This is a genomic window from Enterobacter cloacae complex sp. 372C4 (genome assembly GCF_050030615.1).
Taxonomy (GTDB): Bacteria; Pseudomonadota; Gammaproteobacteria; order Enterobacterales; family Enterobacteriaceae; genus Enterobacter; species Enterobacter intestinihominis.
In genome coordinates this window covers 3,310,584-3,328,811 of sequence record NZ_JBLGUQ010000001.1, presented here as the reverse complement: position 1 = coordinate 3,328,811, position 18,228 = coordinate 3,310,584, and the positions used below count along the sequence as shown (strand labels likewise).

Annotated in this window: 16 protein-coding genes; 7 read left to right on the top strand and 9 right to left on the bottom strand. The window is 62.2% G+C overall.

Annotation, left to right across the window (positions count from 1 at the left end):
* Window positions 1–188: 188 nt before the first annotated feature.
* The 3 genes from ACQG11_RS16200 to ACQG11_RS16190 are packed head-to-tail and all read left to right on the top strand — an operon-like array spanning window position 189 to window position 2,471.
* Complete coding sequence (locus ACQG11_RS16200) at window positions 189–884, top strand: nucleoside recognition domain-containing protein (RefSeq protein WP_022647389.1); 696 nt, start codon at window positions 189–191, stop codon at window positions 882–884.
* A complete protein-coding gene (locus ACQG11_RS16195; RefSeq protein WP_063149476.1) occupies window positions 881–1,345 on the top strand; it encodes a YjiG family protein in 465 nt (154 codons plus the stop codon). Before ACQG11_RS16200 ends, ACQG11_RS16195 begins: the two co-directional genes overlap by 4 nt.
* Before the next feature lie 13 nt (window positions 1,346–1,358).
* Window positions 1,359–2,471, top strand: a complete 1,113-nt coding sequence (locus ACQG11_RS16190; RefSeq protein WP_058677444.1) for a M20 family metallopeptidase — start codon at window positions 1,359–1,361, stop codon at window positions 2,469–2,471.
* Between the two features lie 98 nt (window positions 2,472–2,569).
* Here ACQG11_RS16190 and entH read toward each other — a convergent pair whose 3' ends face one another.
* The 5 genes from entH to entC are packed head-to-tail and all read right to left on the bottom strand — an operon-like array spanning window position 2,570 to window position 7,395.
* On the bottom strand, window positions 2,570–2,983 hold the full coding sequence (gene entH, locus ACQG11_RS16185; protein ID WP_022647384.1) for a proofreading thioesterase EntH: 414 nt from the start codon (window positions 2,981–2,983) through the stop codon (window positions 2,570–2,572).
* Window positions 2,983–3,735 carry a 2,3-dihydro-2,3-dihydroxybenzoate dehydrogenase EntA gene (gene entA / locus ACQG11_RS16180; protein WP_023305663.1) on the bottom strand — a complete coding sequence of 251 codons (753 nt, stop codon included), beginning with the start codon at window positions 3,733–3,735 and terminating at the stop codon, window positions 2,983–2,985. The genes entH and entA overlap by 1 nt, the downstream gene beginning before the upstream one ends.
* Window positions 3,735–4,589, bottom strand: coding sequence for an isochorismatase family protein (locus ACQG11_RS16175; RefSeq protein ID WP_426728579.1), 855 nt, complete (start codon window positions 4,587–4,589; stop codon window positions 3,735–3,737). The genes entA and ACQG11_RS16175 overlap by 1 nt, the downstream gene beginning before the upstream one ends.
* A 10-nt stretch (window positions 4,590–4,599) precedes the next feature.
* Entirely contained in the window at window positions 4,600–6,210 is a 1,611-nt protein-coding gene (gene entE / locus ACQG11_RS16170; protein WP_161177734.1) for a (2,3-dihydroxybenzoyl)adenylate synthase EntE, read from the bottom strand.
* A 9-nt stretch (window positions 6,211–6,219) separates the two neighbouring features.
* Window positions 6,220–7,395, bottom strand: a complete 1,176-nt coding sequence (entC, locus tag ACQG11_RS16165; protein ID WP_022647381.1) for an isochorismate synthase EntC — start codon at window positions 7,393–7,395, stop codon at window positions 6,220–6,222.
* 188 nt (window positions 7,396–7,583) lie between these two features.
* Here entC and fepB point away from each other — a divergent pair, with 188 nt between their 5' ends.
* A complete protein-coding gene (gene fepB / locus ACQG11_RS16160; RefSeq protein ID WP_317578864.1) occupies window positions 7,584–8,543 on the top strand; it encodes a Fe2+-enterobactin ABC transporter substrate-binding protein in 960 nt (319 codons plus the stop codon).
* Between the two features lie 77 nt (window positions 8,544–8,620).
* Here the strand turns inward: fepB and entS are convergent, their stop codons facing one another.
* On the bottom strand, window positions 8,621–9,847 hold the full coding sequence (entS, locus tag ACQG11_RS16155) for an enterobactin transporter EntS (RefSeq protein ID WP_023299557.1): 1,227 nt from the start codon (window positions 9,845–9,847) through the stop codon (window positions 8,621–8,623).
* A gap of 108 nt (window positions 9,848–9,955) precedes the next feature.
* Between entS and fepD the strand changes: the two genes are divergently transcribed.
* The 3 genes from fepD to fepC are packed head-to-tail and all read left to right on the top strand — an operon-like array spanning window position 9,956 to window position 12,746.
* Window positions 9,956–10,960 carry a Fe(3+)-siderophore ABC transporter permease gene (fepD, locus tag ACQG11_RS16150; RefSeq protein ID WP_022647378.1) on the top strand — a complete coding sequence of 335 codons (1,005 nt, stop codon included), beginning with the start codon at window positions 9,956–9,958 and terminating at the stop codon, window positions 10,958–10,960.
* Window positions 10,960–11,949, top strand: coding sequence for an iron-enterobactin ABC transporter permease (gene fepG / locus ACQG11_RS16145; RefSeq protein ID WP_074129344.1), 990 nt, complete (start codon window positions 10,960–10,962; stop codon window positions 11,947–11,949). Before fepD ends, fepG begins: the two co-directional genes overlap by 1 nt.
* Window positions 11,946–12,746, top strand: coding sequence for an iron-enterobactin ABC transporter ATP-binding protein (gene fepC, locus ACQG11_RS16140; protein ID WP_038415628.1), 801 nt, complete (start codon window positions 11,946–11,948; stop codon window positions 12,744–12,746). The genes fepG and fepC overlap by 4 nt, the downstream gene beginning before the upstream one ends.
* An 88-nt stretch (window positions 12,747–12,834) precedes the next feature.
* Here the strand turns inward: fepC and entF are convergent, their stop codons facing one another.
* Genes entF through fes form a run of 3 tightly spaced genes read right to left on the bottom strand, consistent with a single transcriptional unit; the run spans window position 12,835 to window position 18,111 of the window.
* Entirely contained in the window at window positions 12,835–16,692 is a 3,858-nt protein-coding gene (gene entF, locus ACQG11_RS16135) for an enterobactin non-ribosomal peptide synthetase EntF (protein ID WP_426728578.1), read from the bottom strand.
* Window positions 16,689–16,901 (bottom strand): MbtH family protein, encoded by a 213-nt coding sequence (locus ACQG11_RS16130; protein ID WP_032624700.1) that lies wholly within the window; start codon window positions 16,899–16,901, stop codon window positions 16,689–16,691. Before ACQG11_RS16130 ends, entF begins: the two co-directional genes overlap by 4 nt.
* A 10-nt stretch (window positions 16,902–16,911) precedes the next feature.
* Window positions 16,912–18,111, bottom strand: coding sequence for an enterochelin esterase (gene fes / locus ACQG11_RS16125; RefSeq protein ID WP_426728577.1), 1,200 nt, complete (start codon window positions 18,109–18,111; stop codon window positions 16,912–16,914).
* Window positions 18,112–18,228 lie beyond the last annotated feature (117 nt).

Genomic DNA, 18,228 nt, shown 5'->3' with positions numbered 1-18,228 from the left:
CGCAATAATGCGTGGTCAAACCAGACATTTACACCACATTGTTAAGCCGATCACTTTCGTAGCGTCACCGTTCACACTTTTACCTTTTTCGGCCAGACACCGCCTTACGGAATGATTTGTATCATTTTTTTTGGCCATAACCTCGCCAGAATGATCCTGCGCAATCGCGTGCATACAAGGAAAAGGATATGAACAGTTCAGTACCTCAGGATAGTCAGGTCGGGCCGGGCGCGTACTTCGCGCTGGCGTTTGCAGCCGTTTTCTTCTCGGGTCTGTTAGGCGGACAAGAGTGGTACGGCGTCTTTGATTTCACCACCCTCAACGGCGCATTTGGCAAAGTGGTCAGCAAAGCCAGTCTGGATGACGGTACGTTAACCACAGCCAGCAGCGCCTTTCGCGGCACCGGCGGCAGCGGCGCGATGGACGGGTTTCTCTTCGCGCTCGGTTTAATTCCTGCGGTGATGTTCGCGCTGGGGATGATCAACGTGCTGGAGCACTATGGCGCCCTGCGTGCCGCGCGCAAACTCTTAACTCCTCTGCTGCGCCCGCTATTGGGGATCCCTGGCACCACCGGGCTGGCGCTGATTGGCAGCCTGCAAAGTACCGACGTGGGCGCGTCGCTTACCCGTAATCTCTCTGATGAAGGGCAAATCAGCGAAAAAGAGAAAGACGTTTTCGCCATGTTCCAGTTCTCCGCCGGGGCGATGATCACCAACTTTTTCTCTTCCGGGGCGATCCTCTTCACGCTGCTCGCCGTTGACGGCACGGCGGCGGTGCCCACCTCCATCGGGGCCTGTATCGCGGTGATGTTTATCATGAAAATTGTCGGCGCCAATCTGCTGCGCCTGATCCTGACGTTTACCCATAAAGGAGACGCCGCATGAGTGCCTCACAGTCCAATCCCGTCATTACCGATGTGTTTATCGAAGGCGCGCGCAAAGGCTGGAGCATTGCCACCAGCAGCACGCTGCCCAACGTGGTGATGGCCTTTATCATCATCAAGGCGCTGGAAATTACCGGCGCGCTGAAAGGGCTGGGCACGATCTTCTCTCCGCTGATGGGCCTGTTTGGCCTGCCGGGCGAAGCGGCCGCCGTGCTGATTGGCGGCTGGATGTCGATGGGCGGCGGGATCGGCGTTGCCATCGGCCTGTTTGATAAAGGCATCCTCACCGGCGAGCACCTGGCGATCCTGGCGCCCGCCATCTACCTGATGGGCTCGCAGGTGCAGTACCTGGGCCGCATTCTGGGGGTGATTGGCACCCGCGCCAAACGTATTCCGCTGATGATCGCCCTCTCGGTGGTCAACGCTTTCTTAGCCATGCTGCTGATGCGCATTATTCTCTGAACAGGACGTGAACATGAATCTTGACCATTATATCGAAGAGCTGAAAACCCTGGTGAACGTAGACTGCGGCACCCAGACGATTGACGGCGTCGCCGCTGTTGCAGGCATCATGCAGCAACTGTGGCAGCGCGAAGGCTGGCATACGGAGCAGGTGAACCTGGGCGACAAGGTGGGCCCCGGCGTCTTCGTCAGTAACAAGCCGCAGGCGGAACGGTTCGACGTGCTGCTGGTCGGGCATCTGGATACCGTATTTCCCGCCGGCACCGTGGCCGCGCGTCCGCTGAGCGAGGATGAAACCCGCCTGTACGGCCCCGGCGTCTCGGATATGAAGAGCGGACTTCTGAATATTTTGTGGGCAATGCGCGCGCTTGACGCCGCAGACAACGATCGTCTCGCGATTGCCGTTGCGATGAACCCGGACGAAGAGACCGGATCTGTCCATTCCCATGAGTGGATTGGCGAGCTGGCTAAGCGTTCCCGCTGCGTGCTGGTGTGCGAAGCCGCCCGCGCCGACGGTTCGCTGGTGAAAGCGCGTAAAGGGATGGCGGGCTATCACCTCACCTTTAGCGGCGTGGCGGCACACGCGGGCAATGACCCGGAAAAAGGCCGCTCGGCGATCACCGCGCTGGCAAAGAGCGTTATCGCCATCAATGCGCTGACGGACTGGGATCGCGGCACTACACTTAACGTCGGCGTAATTCAGGGCGGCAGCGCGGCGAACGTGGTCGCGGACAGCGCTGTGGCAGAACTGGACGTTCGCTTCTGGGAAAACGACGAGTATGACCGGGTGAACCAGGCGCTGGAGTTGTTATGTGAACAAGGCTTTTTAGACGGCGTGACCACCACGCTGACGCGGGTTAATCACAAACCGGCGATGGCCGCGAGCGACGCGACGCAGGCGCTGATGCAGCAGGTTGAAGCGGCGGGTAAAGCGGAAGGCATCGACATTACCTGGCAGGCAGTCGGCGGCGGCAGCGACGCCAACCACACCGCCGCGCTCGGCATCCCCACGCTTGACGGCTTCGGGCCGGTTGGCGCCGGGTTCCACAGCCCGGCGGAATGGCTGGATAAAGCGTCCATTGCGCCGCGAATTCGGCTGTTGAAGCGGGTGGTATCGATGTTGTAACAACCGCCCGGTGGCGCTTCTGTATGACCGGATACATAGGTAACAGTTTCGTAGGCCGGGTAAGGCGAAGCCGCCACCCGGCACTCTCGCCGCACAATCTAACCCAGCACCATCGTACTCAACCGACACGTACAGCACCGCCGCCCCTGCTCGTCGAACACCACAATCTCCCAGCTCTGACTGGAGCGGCCCAGATGCAGCGGCTGACATACGCCGCGCACCTTACCGTGAGAGACCGCGCGGTGGTGCGTAGCGTTCAGTTCCGTGCCCACCACATTCTGCCCGTCGCGGGTCATCAGAAAACCGGCCATCGACCCCAGCGTTTCCGCCAGCGCCGCCGACGCACCGCCGTGCAGCAGGCCAAACGGCTGGTGGGTGCGCGCATCCACCGGCATCTCCGCTTCCAGCGTATCGTCCCCGAGGCGGGTATAGACGATGCCAAGGTGTTCCACCATCGTGTTCTGGCTAGTGGCATTCAGTTCGTCGAGGGATAAATGACGTTTCCAGATCATTACGCCCCCAGCGTGGAGCCGCCGTCCACCACGATATCCTGCAAGGTGATATGGCTGGCGGCATCGGATGCCAGGAACAGCACGGTCGCGGCAATCTCCTGCGGACGGGCAATTTTACCGAGCGGAATGCCGAGCTTGAACTGCTCGCCGAAGCCGCGAATGCGCCGCTGTTCCGCATCATCGCTGGTCCACAACGTGCGCTGCATGTCGGTATCCGTAGAACCCGGCGACACCAGGTTACAGCGTACGCCGCTGCCCGCCAGCTCCAGCCCGACGGTCAGCGCCAGGCTTTTCAGCGCCGCTTTCGACGCGCCGTAGGCGCTCATGCCGATGCGCGGCGTGTGCGCCGCGTCAGAGGCCACCGTCACAATCGCCCCGCCCTGCTGACGACGGAACTGGCCCATCGTCTGCTGGAACAGGTTGAACGCGCCGCCGACGTTGACCGCAAAGGTCTGCTGCCAGTCCTCCTGCGAAAGCTGATCCGTCGCGCCCATACGCAGAATGCCCGCCGCGTTAACCAGCACGTCGAGCCGCTCAAGGCTGCTGAGCAAACGCCCGCAGACATCACTCGCCTGCGCCGCATCCGCCACGTCCAGCGTTTCGGTGGCAAACGGATATTCGCCGTGAGGGAAAGCCAGATCGAACCCGGTCACCTGCGCCCCGGCCTCCACAAATGCCAGCGCGGTCGCATAGCCAATGCCCTTACCCGCGCCCGTCACCCAGACGGTTTTACCGGTAAAATCAAAAGCCATCACTTCACCTCGCGGGAGAGCAGCGCCCACCAGGCATCGAGGGTCGGATTTTTTGCCAGCATCACGAAATCAATGTCGCCGTGCACTTTGCGCCAGCGGGCGGCGAGCGCCATCATCCGTACTGAATCCAGACCGTAGTCGATCAGGTTTTCGTCATCCATCGGCTCGTCGGACTCGTCCAGCAGCGGCAGGATCAGCTCACGCAGCGCGGCTTTCGTTGCCGGAACAGACGGCAGCAGCTCGTCCGTCATCACCACGCGGCCCGAACGTCCGGCCACGTATTTCAGCGACATCAGGTGCTCGTCGCGGGTGAAATCCGCCAGCGCGTCGGCGATAAAGAACGGTTTGATGTCGCGCATAAAGGCGTCGGTGGCGGTGGTCATGCAGCCGATGTGGGCGTACACGCCGGTGATCAAAAGCTGGTTGCGCCCGGTCTCTTTCAGCATCTGCTCCAGCGGCGAGCGGTGAAACGCGCTGTAGCGCCACTTCACCAGCACGGTGTCCGCTTCATCCGGGGTCAGCTCAGCGACGATGCGCTGCTGCTCCGGCGAACGGGTCAGGCCCGGCCCCCACATGTCGTTCAACAGGGCACGGTCTTCATCGCTCTGATCTTTCGGCTGCGCGGTGTAGTACACCGGAATATTGTGCTCTTTGCAGTACGCGCGCAGTTTAGCGATGTTCGCCACTACCTGCTGCATCATGTCGTTATTTTCGCCCCAGAAATTCAGGAAGTACTCCTGCATATCGTGGATCAGCAGCGCGGCGCGTTCCGGTTCAAACGCCCAGCTTACTTTACTGGTCGGCAGTTCGGCGGCGGTTGGCAGCGCATATGCGGTTAATTTTGGAATAGCCATTCTCTGTTCCTCAGCCCCGGGCGCGTTCAGCAAGCCACAGGCGCAACTGTTTCTTATCAACTTTGCCGACCGGCGTGAGCGGAAGCGCATCCACGCTCTCCACGCGGTCCGGCAGCTTAAATTCGGCAACGCCCTGCTCGCGCAGGAAGCGGCGCACCTCCACCGCGCGCAGCGGCTGTTTCACCACCAGGTACGCGCAGCTTTTTTCGCCCAGCAGGCTGTCCTCCATGCTCACCAGCGCGGCGTGGATCACTGCTTCGTGGCGCAGCAGCAGGTTTTCGATCTCTTCGGCGGCGATCTTCTCGCCACCGCGGTTGATCTGATCTTTCTCGCGCCCCTGCACGGTGATGTAACCCTGCTCGTCGATGGCGATCAGATCGCCCGAGCAGTAGAAGCCGTTGGCATCGAAGGCGCTGGCGTTGTGGTCCGGGCTGTTGAAATAGCCGCGGAAGGTGTAAGGGCCGCGCGTCATCAGACGCCCGACCTCCCCGCGCGGCAGCGGGTTACCGTCCTCGTCCGCCACCCACACTTCATCGTCCGGGCACATCGGGCGGCCCTGGGTATTGATGATGCGCTCCGGCGCATCGTCGAGGGCGGTATAGTTCACCAGCCCTTCCGCCATGCCAAACACCTGCTGAAGCTGGCAGCCAATTTCCGCCGGAATGCGCGCCGCAAGCGTGGCGGAGAGGCGTGCGCCGCCCACCTGGAGCAGCCTGAGGGATTTCAGCTGGGCGTTCCCCGCGCCGTCGGCAATCGCCTGCAACCACAGGCTGACCGCAGGCGGCACCAGCGAGGTGACATTTATCTGATGCTGCTCAATCAGCGGGAAGCAGAGCGTGGCGCTCGGATCGTTCGCCAGCACCACGCAGCCGCCCGCCGTGAAAACGCCTAACGATCCTGGCGAGCTCATGGCGTAGTTATGCGCCGCGGGAAGGGCGTTCAGATAGCGGGTGTGCGCAGTGATACCGCAGATTTCGTTGCTGCGACGGATGCTGTAGTCGTAATCGTTATGCGTGCGCGGGATCAGCTTCGGCGTGCCGGTGCTGCCGCCGGAGAGCTGGAAGAACGCCACTTCGTCGGCGGGCGTCGGGTTCGGGATGAAATTGTCCGCCGGGCGCGCAATCGCCGCCTCCAGCGCATGTTCGCCCTTATCGCCACGCAGCAGCACAACGCGTACCGAGCGATGCGCATCCACAAAGGTGTTGAGAAAATCGTCGCCCGAGAACAGCGCGTGGTCGCGATCGGCAATCAGCACGGCGGGTTTTATCTGCTCCGCGTAGGCGTTGAGTTCACTGCGCTGATGGCTAAAGAGCGCGTTGACCGGCGCGACGCCGATTTGCAGTAGCGCGAAGAAGGTGATGTAGAACTCGGCCACGTTGCCAAGCTGCACCAGCGCGGTCTCACCGCGATGCAGCCCCTGCGCCTGAAGGGAGGACGCCAGATTCGTCACCGCCTGATTAAACGCGCGGTAGGTGATGCGGCGATCGCCGTCAATTATCGCGACCGTATCGCTGTCCGCATGGTCCGTCAGGATGTGGGTCAGCGGCAGATCCTGCCAGTAGCCTTTTTCACGGTAGCGGCGGGCAAACTCCTCAGGCCAGCGGGTAAAAGGGATGGTCATGAGTATTCCTTAGTGCAAACCAAACACGTTGAGCATGGTGGAGAGCTTCACGCCCGTCTCGCGCCACTCGCCGACCGGGGAGGAGGCAGGCACAATGCCCGCGCCGGCAAACAGGCGAACGGTATTTTGATGCAGCCGCGCGCAGCGGATAGTTACCACCCACTCGCCGTTACCTTCGCTGTCGCACCAGCCGACGATGCCGCCGAACAGCTCGCGGTCGAACGGCTCCAGCTCGGCAATCAGCTCTTTTGCCGCCTGATGCGGGAAGCCGCTCAGCGCGGGCGTCGGGTGTAGCAGGCAGGCCAGCGTCAGGGCGTTCTCGTTTTCACGTGCCTCACCTTCTACCGGCGTGGCCAGATGCCACAGCGTCGGGGTGGTGATGAGCTGCGGGGAAGCCGGCATGCTCAGATGATGGCTACGCGGTTCCAGAATGGTTTTCATCGCCTGCGTGACCAGATCGTGCTCGTGGCGGTCTTTTTCGGAGGCCAGCAGCTTAGTGCCCGCTTCGCGATCCAGCACATCGTCCGGCTGACGGCGCGCAGAGCCTGCCAGCGGCAGCGAGCTAAAGTGCGCGCCCTCTTTGCGCAGCAGCAGTTCCGGGCTGGCGCCCAGCAGCACGCCGCCGTCTTCCAGCGGTACGTGGAAGTTAAAGCTCGCCGGGTTCTGGGCGATAAGACGCTCCATCAGCGCGCTGCTATCGATCTGTTTGTCGGTAGCGATATCAATCAGGCGCGACAGCACCACCTTATTCACCTGCGGCGTAGCGGTGAGCGACGCGGCGCGAGCAACCATCTCCTCGAAAACCGGCTGCGACGGGATCTCGGTGCGCTGTTGCACGTTCAGCGTCTGCGCGCCGGAGGCATAACGTGCGGACTGCTGACGCGCCGGGCGGGAGAAGGTTTGCCAGCGTTGTGGAATAAACAGCGATGACGGTTTGCGGGTATCGAAGGGGATCGCCCCTACCATCACCGGATGGGCAATGCCGCTGTTTTTCGCATTCTGGAAAGCCTGAGCTAATTTCTGCTGAAAGGGACCCGCCGGATCGTCACCGCCGACGGCGGGTTCAGAAAAACGGGCAAAACAGCCGGACGTGGTAAAACTGCGGTAAGGCGACATAAAGAAAAAGCTGTCTGATTGCAGCGTTGTCGCGGTGTGCTGAACTTCCTCAGCCAGGGACGTGTCCATATCATCCTCCTTAAAATGATAAAAGAAGCAATAATGATTATCATTTATATTTTCGTCGGCTAACCTAATCCCACATCGCCCCGCTGTCAACCGTCGGGCAAATAACTTGTGCGACAAACGCTTGCATCCCTTCCCTACAGCCCTGAAAATGAGAAGCATTATCTTCAATAAAATCAGGATGCCGCTCTGTGAAAATCGCTGCCGTTTGCCGCAATGCCCTTCTTTTAACAGGACTTTTTGTTTTAGGACTAACCTCAGCCGCCGCCGCCGACTGGCCGCGTCAGGTCACCGACAGCCGCGGCGATCACACGCTTGAGAGCAAACCGACGCGCATTGTCTCCACCAGCGTGACCTTAACCGGCTCCCTGCTGGCCATTGACGCGCCGGTCATTGCCAGCGGCGCGACCACGCCAAACAACCGCGTGGCGGATGCGCAGGGCTTTTTACGTCAGTGGGGCGATATCGCCAAACAGCGTAAGGTTGCCCGGCTGTACATCGGCGAGCCGAGCGCCGAAGCCGTCGCGGCCCAGATGCCGGACCTGATTTTGATCAGCGCCACCGGCGGGGATTCCGCGCTGGCGCTCTACGATCAGCTTTCCGCCATCGCGCCGACGCTTATCATTAACTACGACGACAAAAGCTGGCAGGAACTGCTGACCCAACTGGGGACGATCACCGGGCAGGAGACACAGGCCGCAGAGCGCATCGCTGCCTTCGACAAACAGCTCGCCAAGGTGAAACAGCAGATGAAGCTGCCGCCACAGCCGGTGAACGCCATCGTCTACACCGCCGCGGCGCACACGGCGAACCTGTGGACGACAGACTCCGCGCAGGGCAAGCTTTTGCACCAGTTGGGCTTTACGCTGGCCGACGTGCCTGCCGGGTTGCACACCTCAAAAAGTCAGGGCAAACGCCACGACATTATCCAGTTAGGGGGTGAAAACCTGGCGACGGGGCTGAACGGCGAAGGGCTGTTCGTGTTTGCCGGCGATCAGAAAGACGTGGACGCGATTTACGCCAACCCGCTGCTGGCGCATCTGCCGTCGGTGAAGAACAAGCGCGTCTGGGCATTAGGAACCGAGACGTTCCGCCTGGATTATTACAGCGCGATGTTGGTGTTGCAGCGTTTGAATTCAATTTTTAAATAAGTGGCACGTTCCCCGTAGGCCCGGTAAGCGCAGCGCCACCGGGCGTTTTGTCGGGTGGCGGCTACGCCTTACCCGACCTACAGGGTCTGCCTGAACCGACGCAACTCCACCAGAACCGCCAGTAAAATCACGCCAACAACGGCTAACACAAACCCGCTGCTGCTCGCCGACGCCACCGGGGTCATTATCGCCCCCAGCCCGCCGAGGATCGCCGCGCCAATCGCATCGCCCGTGACGTTCTGCGCCGTCCACAGGCCGTTAATGCGCCCGAGCATCCCTTCCGGCGTCTGGGTCTGGATCAGGGTGTACTGTAAAAGAGAGCTGACCGCGCTCAGCCAGCCGAAAATCACCAGACACATCACGCCCAGCGCCCACACCGGCATCAGGCTAAAGAAACCAATGGCGATAAACGAGGCCAGCGTCGCCACCAGCATGATCAACCCCGGTCTCGCGCTCTGCGCCAGGTTGCCGCTGGTCAGCGCCCCGAAGGCCGCACCGAGCGGAATGGCGGCGTACAGCACGCCAATCTCTGAGGCGCTCATCTGCCACTCACCCGCCAGCGCCGGATACAGCACGCGCACGGCGCTCGCCATCGTCAGCAGGCCGCCGAGCAGCGCAATGCCGCCAATCAATGGGTTGCTGAACAGGAAACGAATCGCGGCCATCAGGGACTTCAGCGGATGCTCGCGCGGCTGCGGCGGGGGTGGCAGGAGCGGCAGACGCAGTAGCGTCAGGGTGGTAATAAACGTTCCCGCCGCGGCAAGGCCGTAGTTCCACGCCACGTTGCCGGTCGCCAGCAACAGACCGCCCACCATCGGCGAAATCACCGAGCCGAGACGTACGGTGAGCATGGTGATCGCCCCCGCCTGCATCAGGTTCTCGCGCCCGACCAGCGCGGGCGTGGCCGCCAGCAGCGCCGTCACGCCTAACGAAGCAAAAAAGCCGTCCCACAATCCCAGCACGTAAATGGCCACCAGCGACGGCTCCGGCAGCATGGCGTTCAGACACAGCCCGACAAAGCCCACCCCGCAGGTGCCGCGCGCCAGCAGGATCAGCTTTTTACGCTCGTAGCGGTCCGCCAGCACGCCGCCCACCATCAGGCCGATAAACATCGCCCCGCCGGTTAAGGTGACGGATAACCCCACCAGCCAGCTGGAGTGAGTCATGGTCTGGATTTGCACCGGTACGGCCACACCAAGCAGACCGAGGGACAAAATGGAGATAAAGCGAGCGATAAAAACGGCGCGATACGCCGGGTGTGTTTTGAGCAGGCTGAGGTTAAGCAGCCAGGATTTTTGATTCATGACAAAGCCTTGAGTCTATTTCTACCCATTCCATGGGCGCACATGCTAACATAGCCAAATAAGATAGATAACGATAATCACTATCATTATCAAATCATGGATGTTGCTATGTCGTTTTCCTCTTCTGCGGTGCGCGCCCTTGCCGTGCCCGTTTTATTGCTACTGCTAATCCTTGCGATTGCACTCAGCCTGCTGGTCGGCGCAAAACCGCTGCCCGCGTCCGTTATTGTCGATGCGCTATCCGGTACCTGTCAGAGCGCCGACTGCACCATCGTGCTCGACGCTCGCCTGCCCCGCACCCTTGCCGGATTGCTGGCTGGCGGTGCGCTCGGCCTTGCCGGTGCCCTGATGCAAACCCTCACCCGCAACCCGCTGGCGGACCCCGGCATTCTCGGCGTTAACTCCGGCGCCAGCTTTGCCATCGTGCTCGGCGCAGCGCTGTTTGGATTTACGTCCCCCTCTGAACAGCTGATGATGGCTTTTTGCGGCGCGCTGGCGGCCTCGCTGGTGGTGGCGTTTACCGGCAGCCAGGGCGGCGGCCAGCTCAGCCCGGTACGCTTAACGCTGGCGGGCGTAGCGCTCGCGGCGGTACTGGAAGGCTTGTCCAACGGCATCGCCCTGCTCAACCCGGACGTGTATGACCAGCTGCGCTTCTGGCAGGCGGGTTCGCTGGATATTCGTACCCTTGAAACCTTAAAGGTGGTGGTGATCCCGACGATCGTCGCTGCCGCCGTGGCGCTCTGTTTAAGCCGGGCGCTGAACAGCCTGAGCCTCGGCAGCGATACCGCGACCGCCCTCGGCAACCGTGTGGCGCGCACGCAGCTGACGGGGCTACTCGCCATTACCGTGCTCTGCGGCAGCGCGACCGCCGTGGTCGGGCCGATTGCCTTTATCGGCCTGATGATGCCGCACATGGCGCGCTGGCTGGTGGGGGCGGATCACCGCTGGTCGCTGCCGGTCACGCTGCTGGCGACCCCTGCCCTGCTGCTCTTTGCTGACGTACTGGGCCGCCTGCTGGTGCCGGGTGAACTGCGCGTCTCGGTGGTCAGCGCCTTTATCGGCGCGCCGGTGCTGATCTTCCTGGTTCGACGCAGACGCGGGGGTGGCGCATGATGGCCCCGTCCCGTCGTTTACTTACCAGCGTCGCCCTGCTGGTCGTCGCCAGTCTGCTGCTGGCGGTCTGGAGCCTGCAAAGCGGTGCCGTAACGCTTGATTTCGCGCAGGTCTTTCACGCTCTCAGCGGCAGCGCGCCGCGTAACATCACCATGGTGGTCACCGAATGGCGTCTGCCGCGCGTGGCGATGGCGATCCTGGTGGGCGCGGCGCTTGGCGTCAGCGGCGCGATATTCCAGTCGCTGATGCGTAACCCCCTCGGGAGCCCGGACGTGATGGGCCTGAATACCGGCGCGTGGAGCGGCGTGCTGGTGGCGATGGTGCTGTTCGGGCAGCATCTTACGGCCATTACCTTTACGGCGATGGCGGGCGGCATTCTCACCTCCCTGCTTATCTGGGCCCTGGCCTGGCGCAACGGCATCGACACCTTCCGTCTGATCATCATCGGGATCGGCATCCGTGCGATGCTGATGGCGTTCAACACCTGGCTTCTGCTACAGGCATCGCTGGAAACCGCGCTCTCCGCCGGGCTGTGGTACGCCGGCTCCCTCAACGGTCTGACGTGGGGAAAAACCTGGCCCGCCGCGCCGCTGATTTTGCTGATGTTTATTGGCGCGTTGCTGCTGGTCAGGCGCATGCGGCTACTGGAGATGGGCGACGACAGCGCCTGCGCGCTGGGCGTGAGCGTAGAGCGCTCGCGCCTGATGCTGATGCTGGTGGCGGTCTTGCTGACCGCAGCGTCTACCGCCATCGCCGGGCCGATCTCGTTTATTGCCCTCGTAGCCCCGCATATCGCGCGGCGTCTTAGCGGTACCGCGCGCTGGGGATTAACCCAGGCGGCGCTGTGCGGCGCATTGTTACTGCTGGCCGCCGATCTCTGCGCTCAGCAGCTGTTTATGCCTTATCAACTGCCGGTGGGCGTGGTGACCGTCAGCCTCGGCGGGATTTACCTCATCGTCTTGCTCGTTCAGGAGTCACGCAAGAAATGACAGATTCAACATTCCGCTTGCGCGGCGAAAACTTGACCCTCGGCTACGGCAAAAAAATCATTGCCCGGGATTTATCCGTGTCCATTCCGGACGGCCACTTCACCGCCATTATCGGCCCGAACGGTTGCGGCAAATCGACCCTGCTGCGCACGCTGAGCCGCCTGATGTCGCCGGTTGAGGGTAGCGTGTTCCTCGACGGGGAGCAGATCCAGCGCTTCGCCAGCAAAGAGGTGGCGCGCCGAATTGGTCTGCTGGCGCAAAACGCCACCACGCCGGGGGATATCACCGTGCAGGAGCTGGTCTCCCGCGGGCGCTACCCGCACCAGCCACTGTTTACCCGCTGGCGCAAAGAGGACGACGAGGCGGTGAAGCGCGCGATGCAGGCTACGGGCATCACCGATCTGGCCCAACAAAGCGTCGATACTCTCTCCGGCGGACAGCGCCAGCGCGCCTGGATTGCAATGGTACTGGCGCAGGAAACCTCGATTATGCTGCTGGACGAGCCGACAACCTGGCTCGATATCAGCCATCAGATTGATCTGCTGGAGCTGCTGAGCGAACTTAACCGCACGCAGGGGTACACCCTGGCGGCAGTGCTGCACGACTTAAATCAGGCGTGCCGCTACGCGACGCATCTGATTGCGCTGCGCGACGGCGAGATTGTGGCGCAGGGCGCGCCGAAGGAGATTGTGACGCCGGATCTGATCGCGCGGATCTACGGCATGCGCTGCATGATTATTGACGATCCGGTGGCGGGTACGCCGCTGGTGGTGCCGTTGGGCAAGCGTGCGGTCTGATGCCCTCACCCCGGCCCTCTCCCACGGGGAGAGGGAGCAAACCATCCCCTCTCCCCGTGGGAGAGGGTTAGGGTGAGGGGCATTTGCACTATTCTAAAATTTCCTTCAGTACCGGCCCAATCTTCTCAAACGCCTGCGGTGAAATAATATCCACGTGGGCGCAGTCCTGGCTGTACACCTCCAGCTCACTCACCCACGGCGCCCATGCGGCCTGCGGATCCATGGTTCGCGTGCGTTCGGCGACAAACAGCGTCGCTTTACCGTCGAACCGTGAACTATGCGCGGTGGTGAGCAGCCGCACCGCATCGGCGTAGTTGCCTTCAATAGCGTTAAACAGCTCGCTGGAACCTTGCCCCTGCTGGGCGGCGATAAACGCCTGACGCTCGCGCTCAATTTCCGCCAGCACCTCCGGATCGAGGCCATTAGCCTCTTTCTCCGCCCAGTTCTGGGTTTCCGGCGGCCAGGTATCCAGCAGGCCGAGGAACGCCACCGCTTCCCCCTGCTCGCGCAGACGCGCCGCAATGCCCTGCGCCAGCGTGCCGCCGAGGGAATAGCCGAACAGATAATACGGCCCCTGCGGCTGCTGCTTACGCAACGTGTTCAGATGATGTTCGATCACCGCATCGAGATCTGCACACTGCTCCATCGGCCCCTCAGGCCGGGGAGACTGAATGCCGACGATTGACCAGCGCGGGCTGAGGTAGCGCGCCAGGACGCTAAACTGCCAGGCAAAGCCGGACGCCGGATGGAAGCAGAACAGCGTGGGGCCGTTGCTCTCACGCAGCGGGAGAACGGTTTCATACCCCAGACGCTGCGCCTGCTCGTCGCTCATCTGCGAGTCCAGCAGGGCGCTAAGCTTGCTCACCGTCGAGGCGACCATAATCTGCCCCGGCGTGACCTTGCGGCTGAACGCACGGCTGAGCTGAGCCGCAAGGCGCATCGCCAGCAGCGAGTGGCCGCCGAGGGCAAAGAAATCGGCCTCGATATCGTTCACCGCGCAGCCCAGCAGGGCAGAAAACGCCTGCGCCACGGTGACTTCAGTTTGCGTCTCGGGCGCGCGACCGGAAGTTTTGCTGGTCAGCTCCGGCAGCGGCAGCGCCTTGCGATCCAGCTTGCCGTTGGCGCTTAACGGCAGCGCGCTGATTTGCAGCAGCACCACCGGCACCATATGCGGCGGCAGCTGGGCTTTGAGTGATGCAAGCAGCGCGTCGCGATCCAGCGGTAAGCCGGATTCAGAGACAACGTACCCCACCAGCTGGCGGGCATCGCCACCTGTCGCCGCTGCCTGGTTGAACACGCAGGCGTGCGCCACGGCCTGGGCCACATCCGGCAGCGCAAGCATGGCCCGGTCGATTTCGCCCAGCTCAATGCGCTGTCCGCGGATTTTTAACTGGTCATCGCTGCGGCCCAGATATTCCACCGCGCCGTTGCCCAGCCAGCGGGCAACGTCCCCGGTGCGGTACATCCGCTCGCCGGGGGCAAAAGGATCGGCGATAAAGCGGCTGGCGGTAAGGTCGGGGCGTCCCAGATACCCCTGCGCCAGCTGGATGCCGGTGAGATACAGATCCCCCGCCACGCCGAACGGCACCGGGCGCATCATCGCGTCCAGAATGCGCAGCTCCGTATTCCACACCGGGAAGCCGATCGGCACGCTGTTCCCTTCCACCGCCGCCAGCTCGGGGCCGTACGCCGGATACCAGCTGACGTCCACCGCCGCTTCGGTCGGGCCATAGAGGTTGTGCAGCGGCGCATGGGTGAGCTGTTCCCACTCGCGGCACAGCGCAGTCGGCAACGCCTCGCCGCTACAGAACACCTGCTTCAGCGTCCTGCAACAGTCGACGTTTTCCGGCGTCAGCGAGGCGACGAACGCCGCCAGCATCGACGGCACGAAGTGGGTGGTGGTTACGCCATATTGTGCGAAGAAGCTCTGCATCGCCTGCGGATCGCGGTGCGCGTCCGGCTCGGCCATCACCAGCTTCGCCCCGGCAATAAACGGCCACCAGAACTCCCACACCGACACGTCAAAGCTGCACGGCGTTTTCTGCGCCACCACGTCATGCGCCGCCAGTGAATAATGATCCTGCATCCACTTCAGGCGGTTAACGATGGCGGTATGGCCGACCATCACGCCTTTTGGTCGTCCCGTCGAACCGGAGGTAAAGATGATGTACGCGGTCTGCTCCGGCTTCGCCAGGCGCAGAGGTTCAGCATCGGTGCCCGGTAATAGTGTGTTGTAACTAAAGGTGGCGATCGGCAGATCGTTAAAGCGCGGAAGCTGCTCGTCGGTAGTAATGAGCAGCGACGGCTTCGCGTCCTCCAGCATCATCCGCAGACGGTCGTCCGGGTAACCGGTATCCAGCGGCAGCCAGGCGGCGCCAGCTTCAACAATCCCGTGCAGCGCCAGGGTCAGGAACACCGAGCGCGGGAGCGCCACCGCCACGCTGTCGCCCGGCTTCACGCCGCGCGCGCACAGCAGGTTTGCCAGCGCGACCACCTGCTCGCGCATCTGGCGGTAGTTCAGCTCAGTATGGGCATCCGCCAGCGCCGGGGCGTCCGGCGTTTTGCTCGCCTGCTCCGCGACCAGATCCGCCAGCGTGGTAGACGGCAGCGCCAGCCCGGTATCGTTTATTCGCGCCAGCCGGCCGTATTCCTGCTCTGATACGGTTTCCACGTCGCCACAGCGCAGGTCCGGGTTGGCGGCAAACTGCGTCAGCATTGCGTTCAGCCGCGCCGCGTGCCCCTTCAGCGTCGCCTCGTCGTAACGCTGCCTGTTGGCGAGGATCTCAATGCTTAGTCCGCCCTGCTCGTCCGGGAACAGCGCCAGCTCCAGATCGTTCACCGGGCCGGTCGCCAGCGTGTGGGTAATGGCCTCCACGCCGTCGATATCCAGCTGATAATCGAACACCTTGACGTTCAGCACCGGACCAAACAAGGGTTCGTCCCCTGCTGCCTGCCCGCTGTCGCGCACGATCTGCTCGGCATCGTAGCGCTGATGGCGGCGCATCTTTTTCAGCTGGTTCGCCAGGCGCAGCGCCAGTTCCGGCAAGCTCTCGTGCGGGCGAATATTCACCGCCATCGGCAGGACGTTGAGCACCGGTCCGGTCGCGGTCAGCGCGGCGGAGCCCATGCGGCGCATAAAGATAAACCCGGCGGCGTAGTCCAGCCGTCCGGTCAGGCGGCCCAGCCACAGCGCCACCAGCGCAAGCGCCAGATCGGTTCGCTGCGTTTGTCCGGCCGCCTGTGCAAGCTGGCTGAACGCACGGCCGTCCATCGCCATTTTCAGGCGCAGGATGTCGGTGGTGGCGGCACGTCCCGGCAGGGGCGCGGAAGAGAGCGAGACCGGAGAAGGAAGCTGTTGGCGCTGTTCGGCCCAGAAAGCACCGTCGCGCTGATACGCCTCGCTGTCGCGATAGCGCTGATACTCCACCACCACCTCGGCGAACGGAGTAAACGGGGAGGCGGGCGCAGGTTCACCTTTCTGCCACGCAGCGTAAATGGCGGCGATTTGACGGGTAATGGCCGGGAAACTGAAGCCATCTACCACCAGATGATGATACCGCTGATACCAGTACCAGTGGTTTTCTCCCACCTGAATCAGCTGGTGAAACGCCAGCGGCTGACCGCTGTCGACGCGCAGGTTCTGGTTGAGATCGGCCTCCATCAGCGCCACGGCGGCGTCGTGGGAGTTAACGCGCACAATGGACGGCTCCGGCAGGATCATGGCCTCATCGACCCACTGCCACACCTCGCCGTTATCCTCAGTGAAACGCATCCGCAGGGTGTCGGCCTGCATCATGCCTTCAGCGATGGCTTTTGCCAGCAACGGCGCGTCGATAGCGCCTTTCAGTTCGGTGTAGTGCGCCACGCTCCAGGCGTTTGGCAGGGAGGAAAGCTGCTCTGCCATCCAGATCCCCGGCTGGGCGGCGACAAGAGGGAGACGGTTCATGCGCGCTCCCCCGCAAAGTAAGACGGCTCAAGCGTCTGCCACTGTTCCGCCAGCCACTGCTGGCACGCCTCCTGAGATTGCGGTTCGCACACCACGCGCCAGCCCGCGGGCAACTCGCACTCCTGCGGCCACAGGCTGTACTGCCCCTGGTCATTTTGCAAAATGGCGAACTGTCCCTGCGGATTATCGAAAGGATTGCTGAATTCCATACAGACTCCGTTATTGAATAAGCGGCTGCCAGAGGGTCATCAGCCCCTGTGTCAGCCCACCGCGCCAGCAAAGCGCATCGTGTCCGCCGTCAACCTGACGCCAGAAAACCGGTTGCTGAGTGTGTAGTTCGGCGAGGATCGTCTGGTTTGCGCGTAAGATAAGCGGCTCGTTGCGCCCGGCCTCAAGGACGATGCGCAGCCCGCGAGCGGTTTTTTCACCCGCTTTGAGTTGTTCAATGAGCAGCCCGTCCTGCTGCGCGCCGCGGTGCGGCCACCAGTAGGATCCGGACTGGCTGAGGATGCAGCCAAAACGCTGCGGCCAGTTGAGGCCCGCATAGAGGGAAGAGAGCCCGCCGAAGCTTTGGCCCGCCACCACGGTATGGTCGGCGCGGTCGCTGAACGGGGCCATGCTTTTCACCTGCGGGAGGAGTTCGTCCTGCACCGCCAGCCAGAAATCAGGGTTGCACGGCAGCTCGCGGCTGCGGTGTGCGGTGTCAATGACGTCGATTAAGACATAAACCGCAGGCGGCAGTTTGCCTTCATGGGTGAGCGACGCCAGCGCAGGCCAGACGGGCATGCTTTCGGCCCAGAACTGCCCGTCAAGCAGCACCGCCAGCGGGCGCTCCGGGCTTTCATCCCCGGTGGTAAAAATCCACACGCGGCGATGGTTCTTCAGACGCGCGCTGTGCCACTCAATGCAGACAGGCTTTTTATAGGGCGTATCGGGATGATTCCAGCCGGGCTGTACGGGCGCCTCCGGCATCTCCAGCGCCGAGACGGCGTGCCCGCGCCCGCCGCGCCAGCTCTGCGCATTCAGCGGATCGGAAACCGCGTGCGGCAGCAGTTTGCGCCAGCCTTCGCGCAGCGCCATGCGGTCCGGCTGCTCGCCTTCAAACACTGCGCTGGCAAAATCATCTTCATTGTCGGAGGGGATAAAACAGTAGCTGCCGCGCCATTCGGGGCTGAACTCGCCCTGCCACTGCCAGACGTCGGTATCCGGGATACGTTCAAGGGACTGCGGACGGGCATTTTGATGGTGATCGGTCACGCCGGTGACGTAGAGCCAGACGCGTTTAATCGTCGACGTTTTCTGCGTTCCCGCCGGGTCCCGCCACCAGAATGTCACGCGATAGTTTTCCTGATGACGTTCCCGTTCCGGCCCGTTTTTCGCCTGCCACCACGCTTCACTTCCGGTTGTTAACGCCGTCACCCTTATAACCCCATGTTTAACAGTCTTTTTTGTTTCAGAGCAAATTTTATTGATAATATTATTGATAACTATTTGCATTTGCAATAGCGTAATGCCCGCGCTGTGGGAAGCGCGCTC

Coding starts and splice junctions, on each gene's coding strand:
- ACQG11_RS16200 (WP_022647389.1), top strand. CDS start 189: ATGAACAGTTCAGTACCTCAGGATAGTCAGGTCGGGCCGGGCGCGTAC.
- ACQG11_RS16195 (WP_063149476.1), top strand. CDS start 881: ATGAGTGCCTCACAGTCCAATCCCGTCATTACCGATGTGTTTATCGAA.
- ACQG11_RS16190 (WP_058677444.1), top strand. CDS start 1,359: ATGAATCTTGACCATTATATCGAAGAGCTGAAAACCCTGGTGAACGTA.
- entH (WP_022647384.1), bottom strand. CDS start 2,983: ATGATCTGGAAACGTCATTTATCCCTCGACGAACTGAATGCCACTAGC.
- entA (WP_023305663.1), bottom strand. CDS start 3,735: ATGGCTTTTGATTTTACCGGTAAAACCGTCTGGGTGACGGGCGCGGGT.
- ACQG11_RS16175 (WP_426728579.1), bottom strand. CDS start 4,589: ATGGCTATTCCAAAATTAACCGCATATGCGCTGCCAACCGCCGCCGAA.
- entE (WP_161177734.1), bottom strand. CDS start 6,210: ATGACCATCCCTTTTACCCGCTGGCCTGAGGAGTTTGCCCGCCGCTAC.
- entC (WP_022647381.1), bottom strand. CDS start 7,395: ATGGACACGTCCCTGGCTGAGGAAGTTCAGCACACCGCGACAACGCTG.
- entS (WP_023299557.1), bottom strand. CDS start 9,847: ATGAATCAAAAATCCTGGCTGCTTAACCTCAGCCTGCTCAAAACACAC.
- fepD (WP_022647378.1), top strand. CDS start 9,956: ATGTCGTTTTCCTCTTCTGCGGTGCGCGCCCTTGCCGTGCCCGTTTTA.
- fepG (WP_074129344.1), top strand. CDS start 10,960: ATGGCCCCGTCCCGTCGTTTACTTACCAGCGTCGCCCTGCTGGTCGTC.
- fepC (WP_038415628.1), top strand. CDS start 11,946: ATGACAGATTCAACATTCCGCTTGCGCGGCGAAAACTTGACCCTCGGC.
- entF (WP_426728578.1), bottom strand. CDS start 16,692: ATGAACCGTCTCCCTCTTGTCGCCGCCCAGCCGGGGATCTGGATGGCA.
- ACQG11_RS16130 (WP_032624700.1), bottom strand. CDS start 16,901: ATGGAATTCAGCAATCCTTTCGATAATCCGCAGGGACAGTTCGCCATT.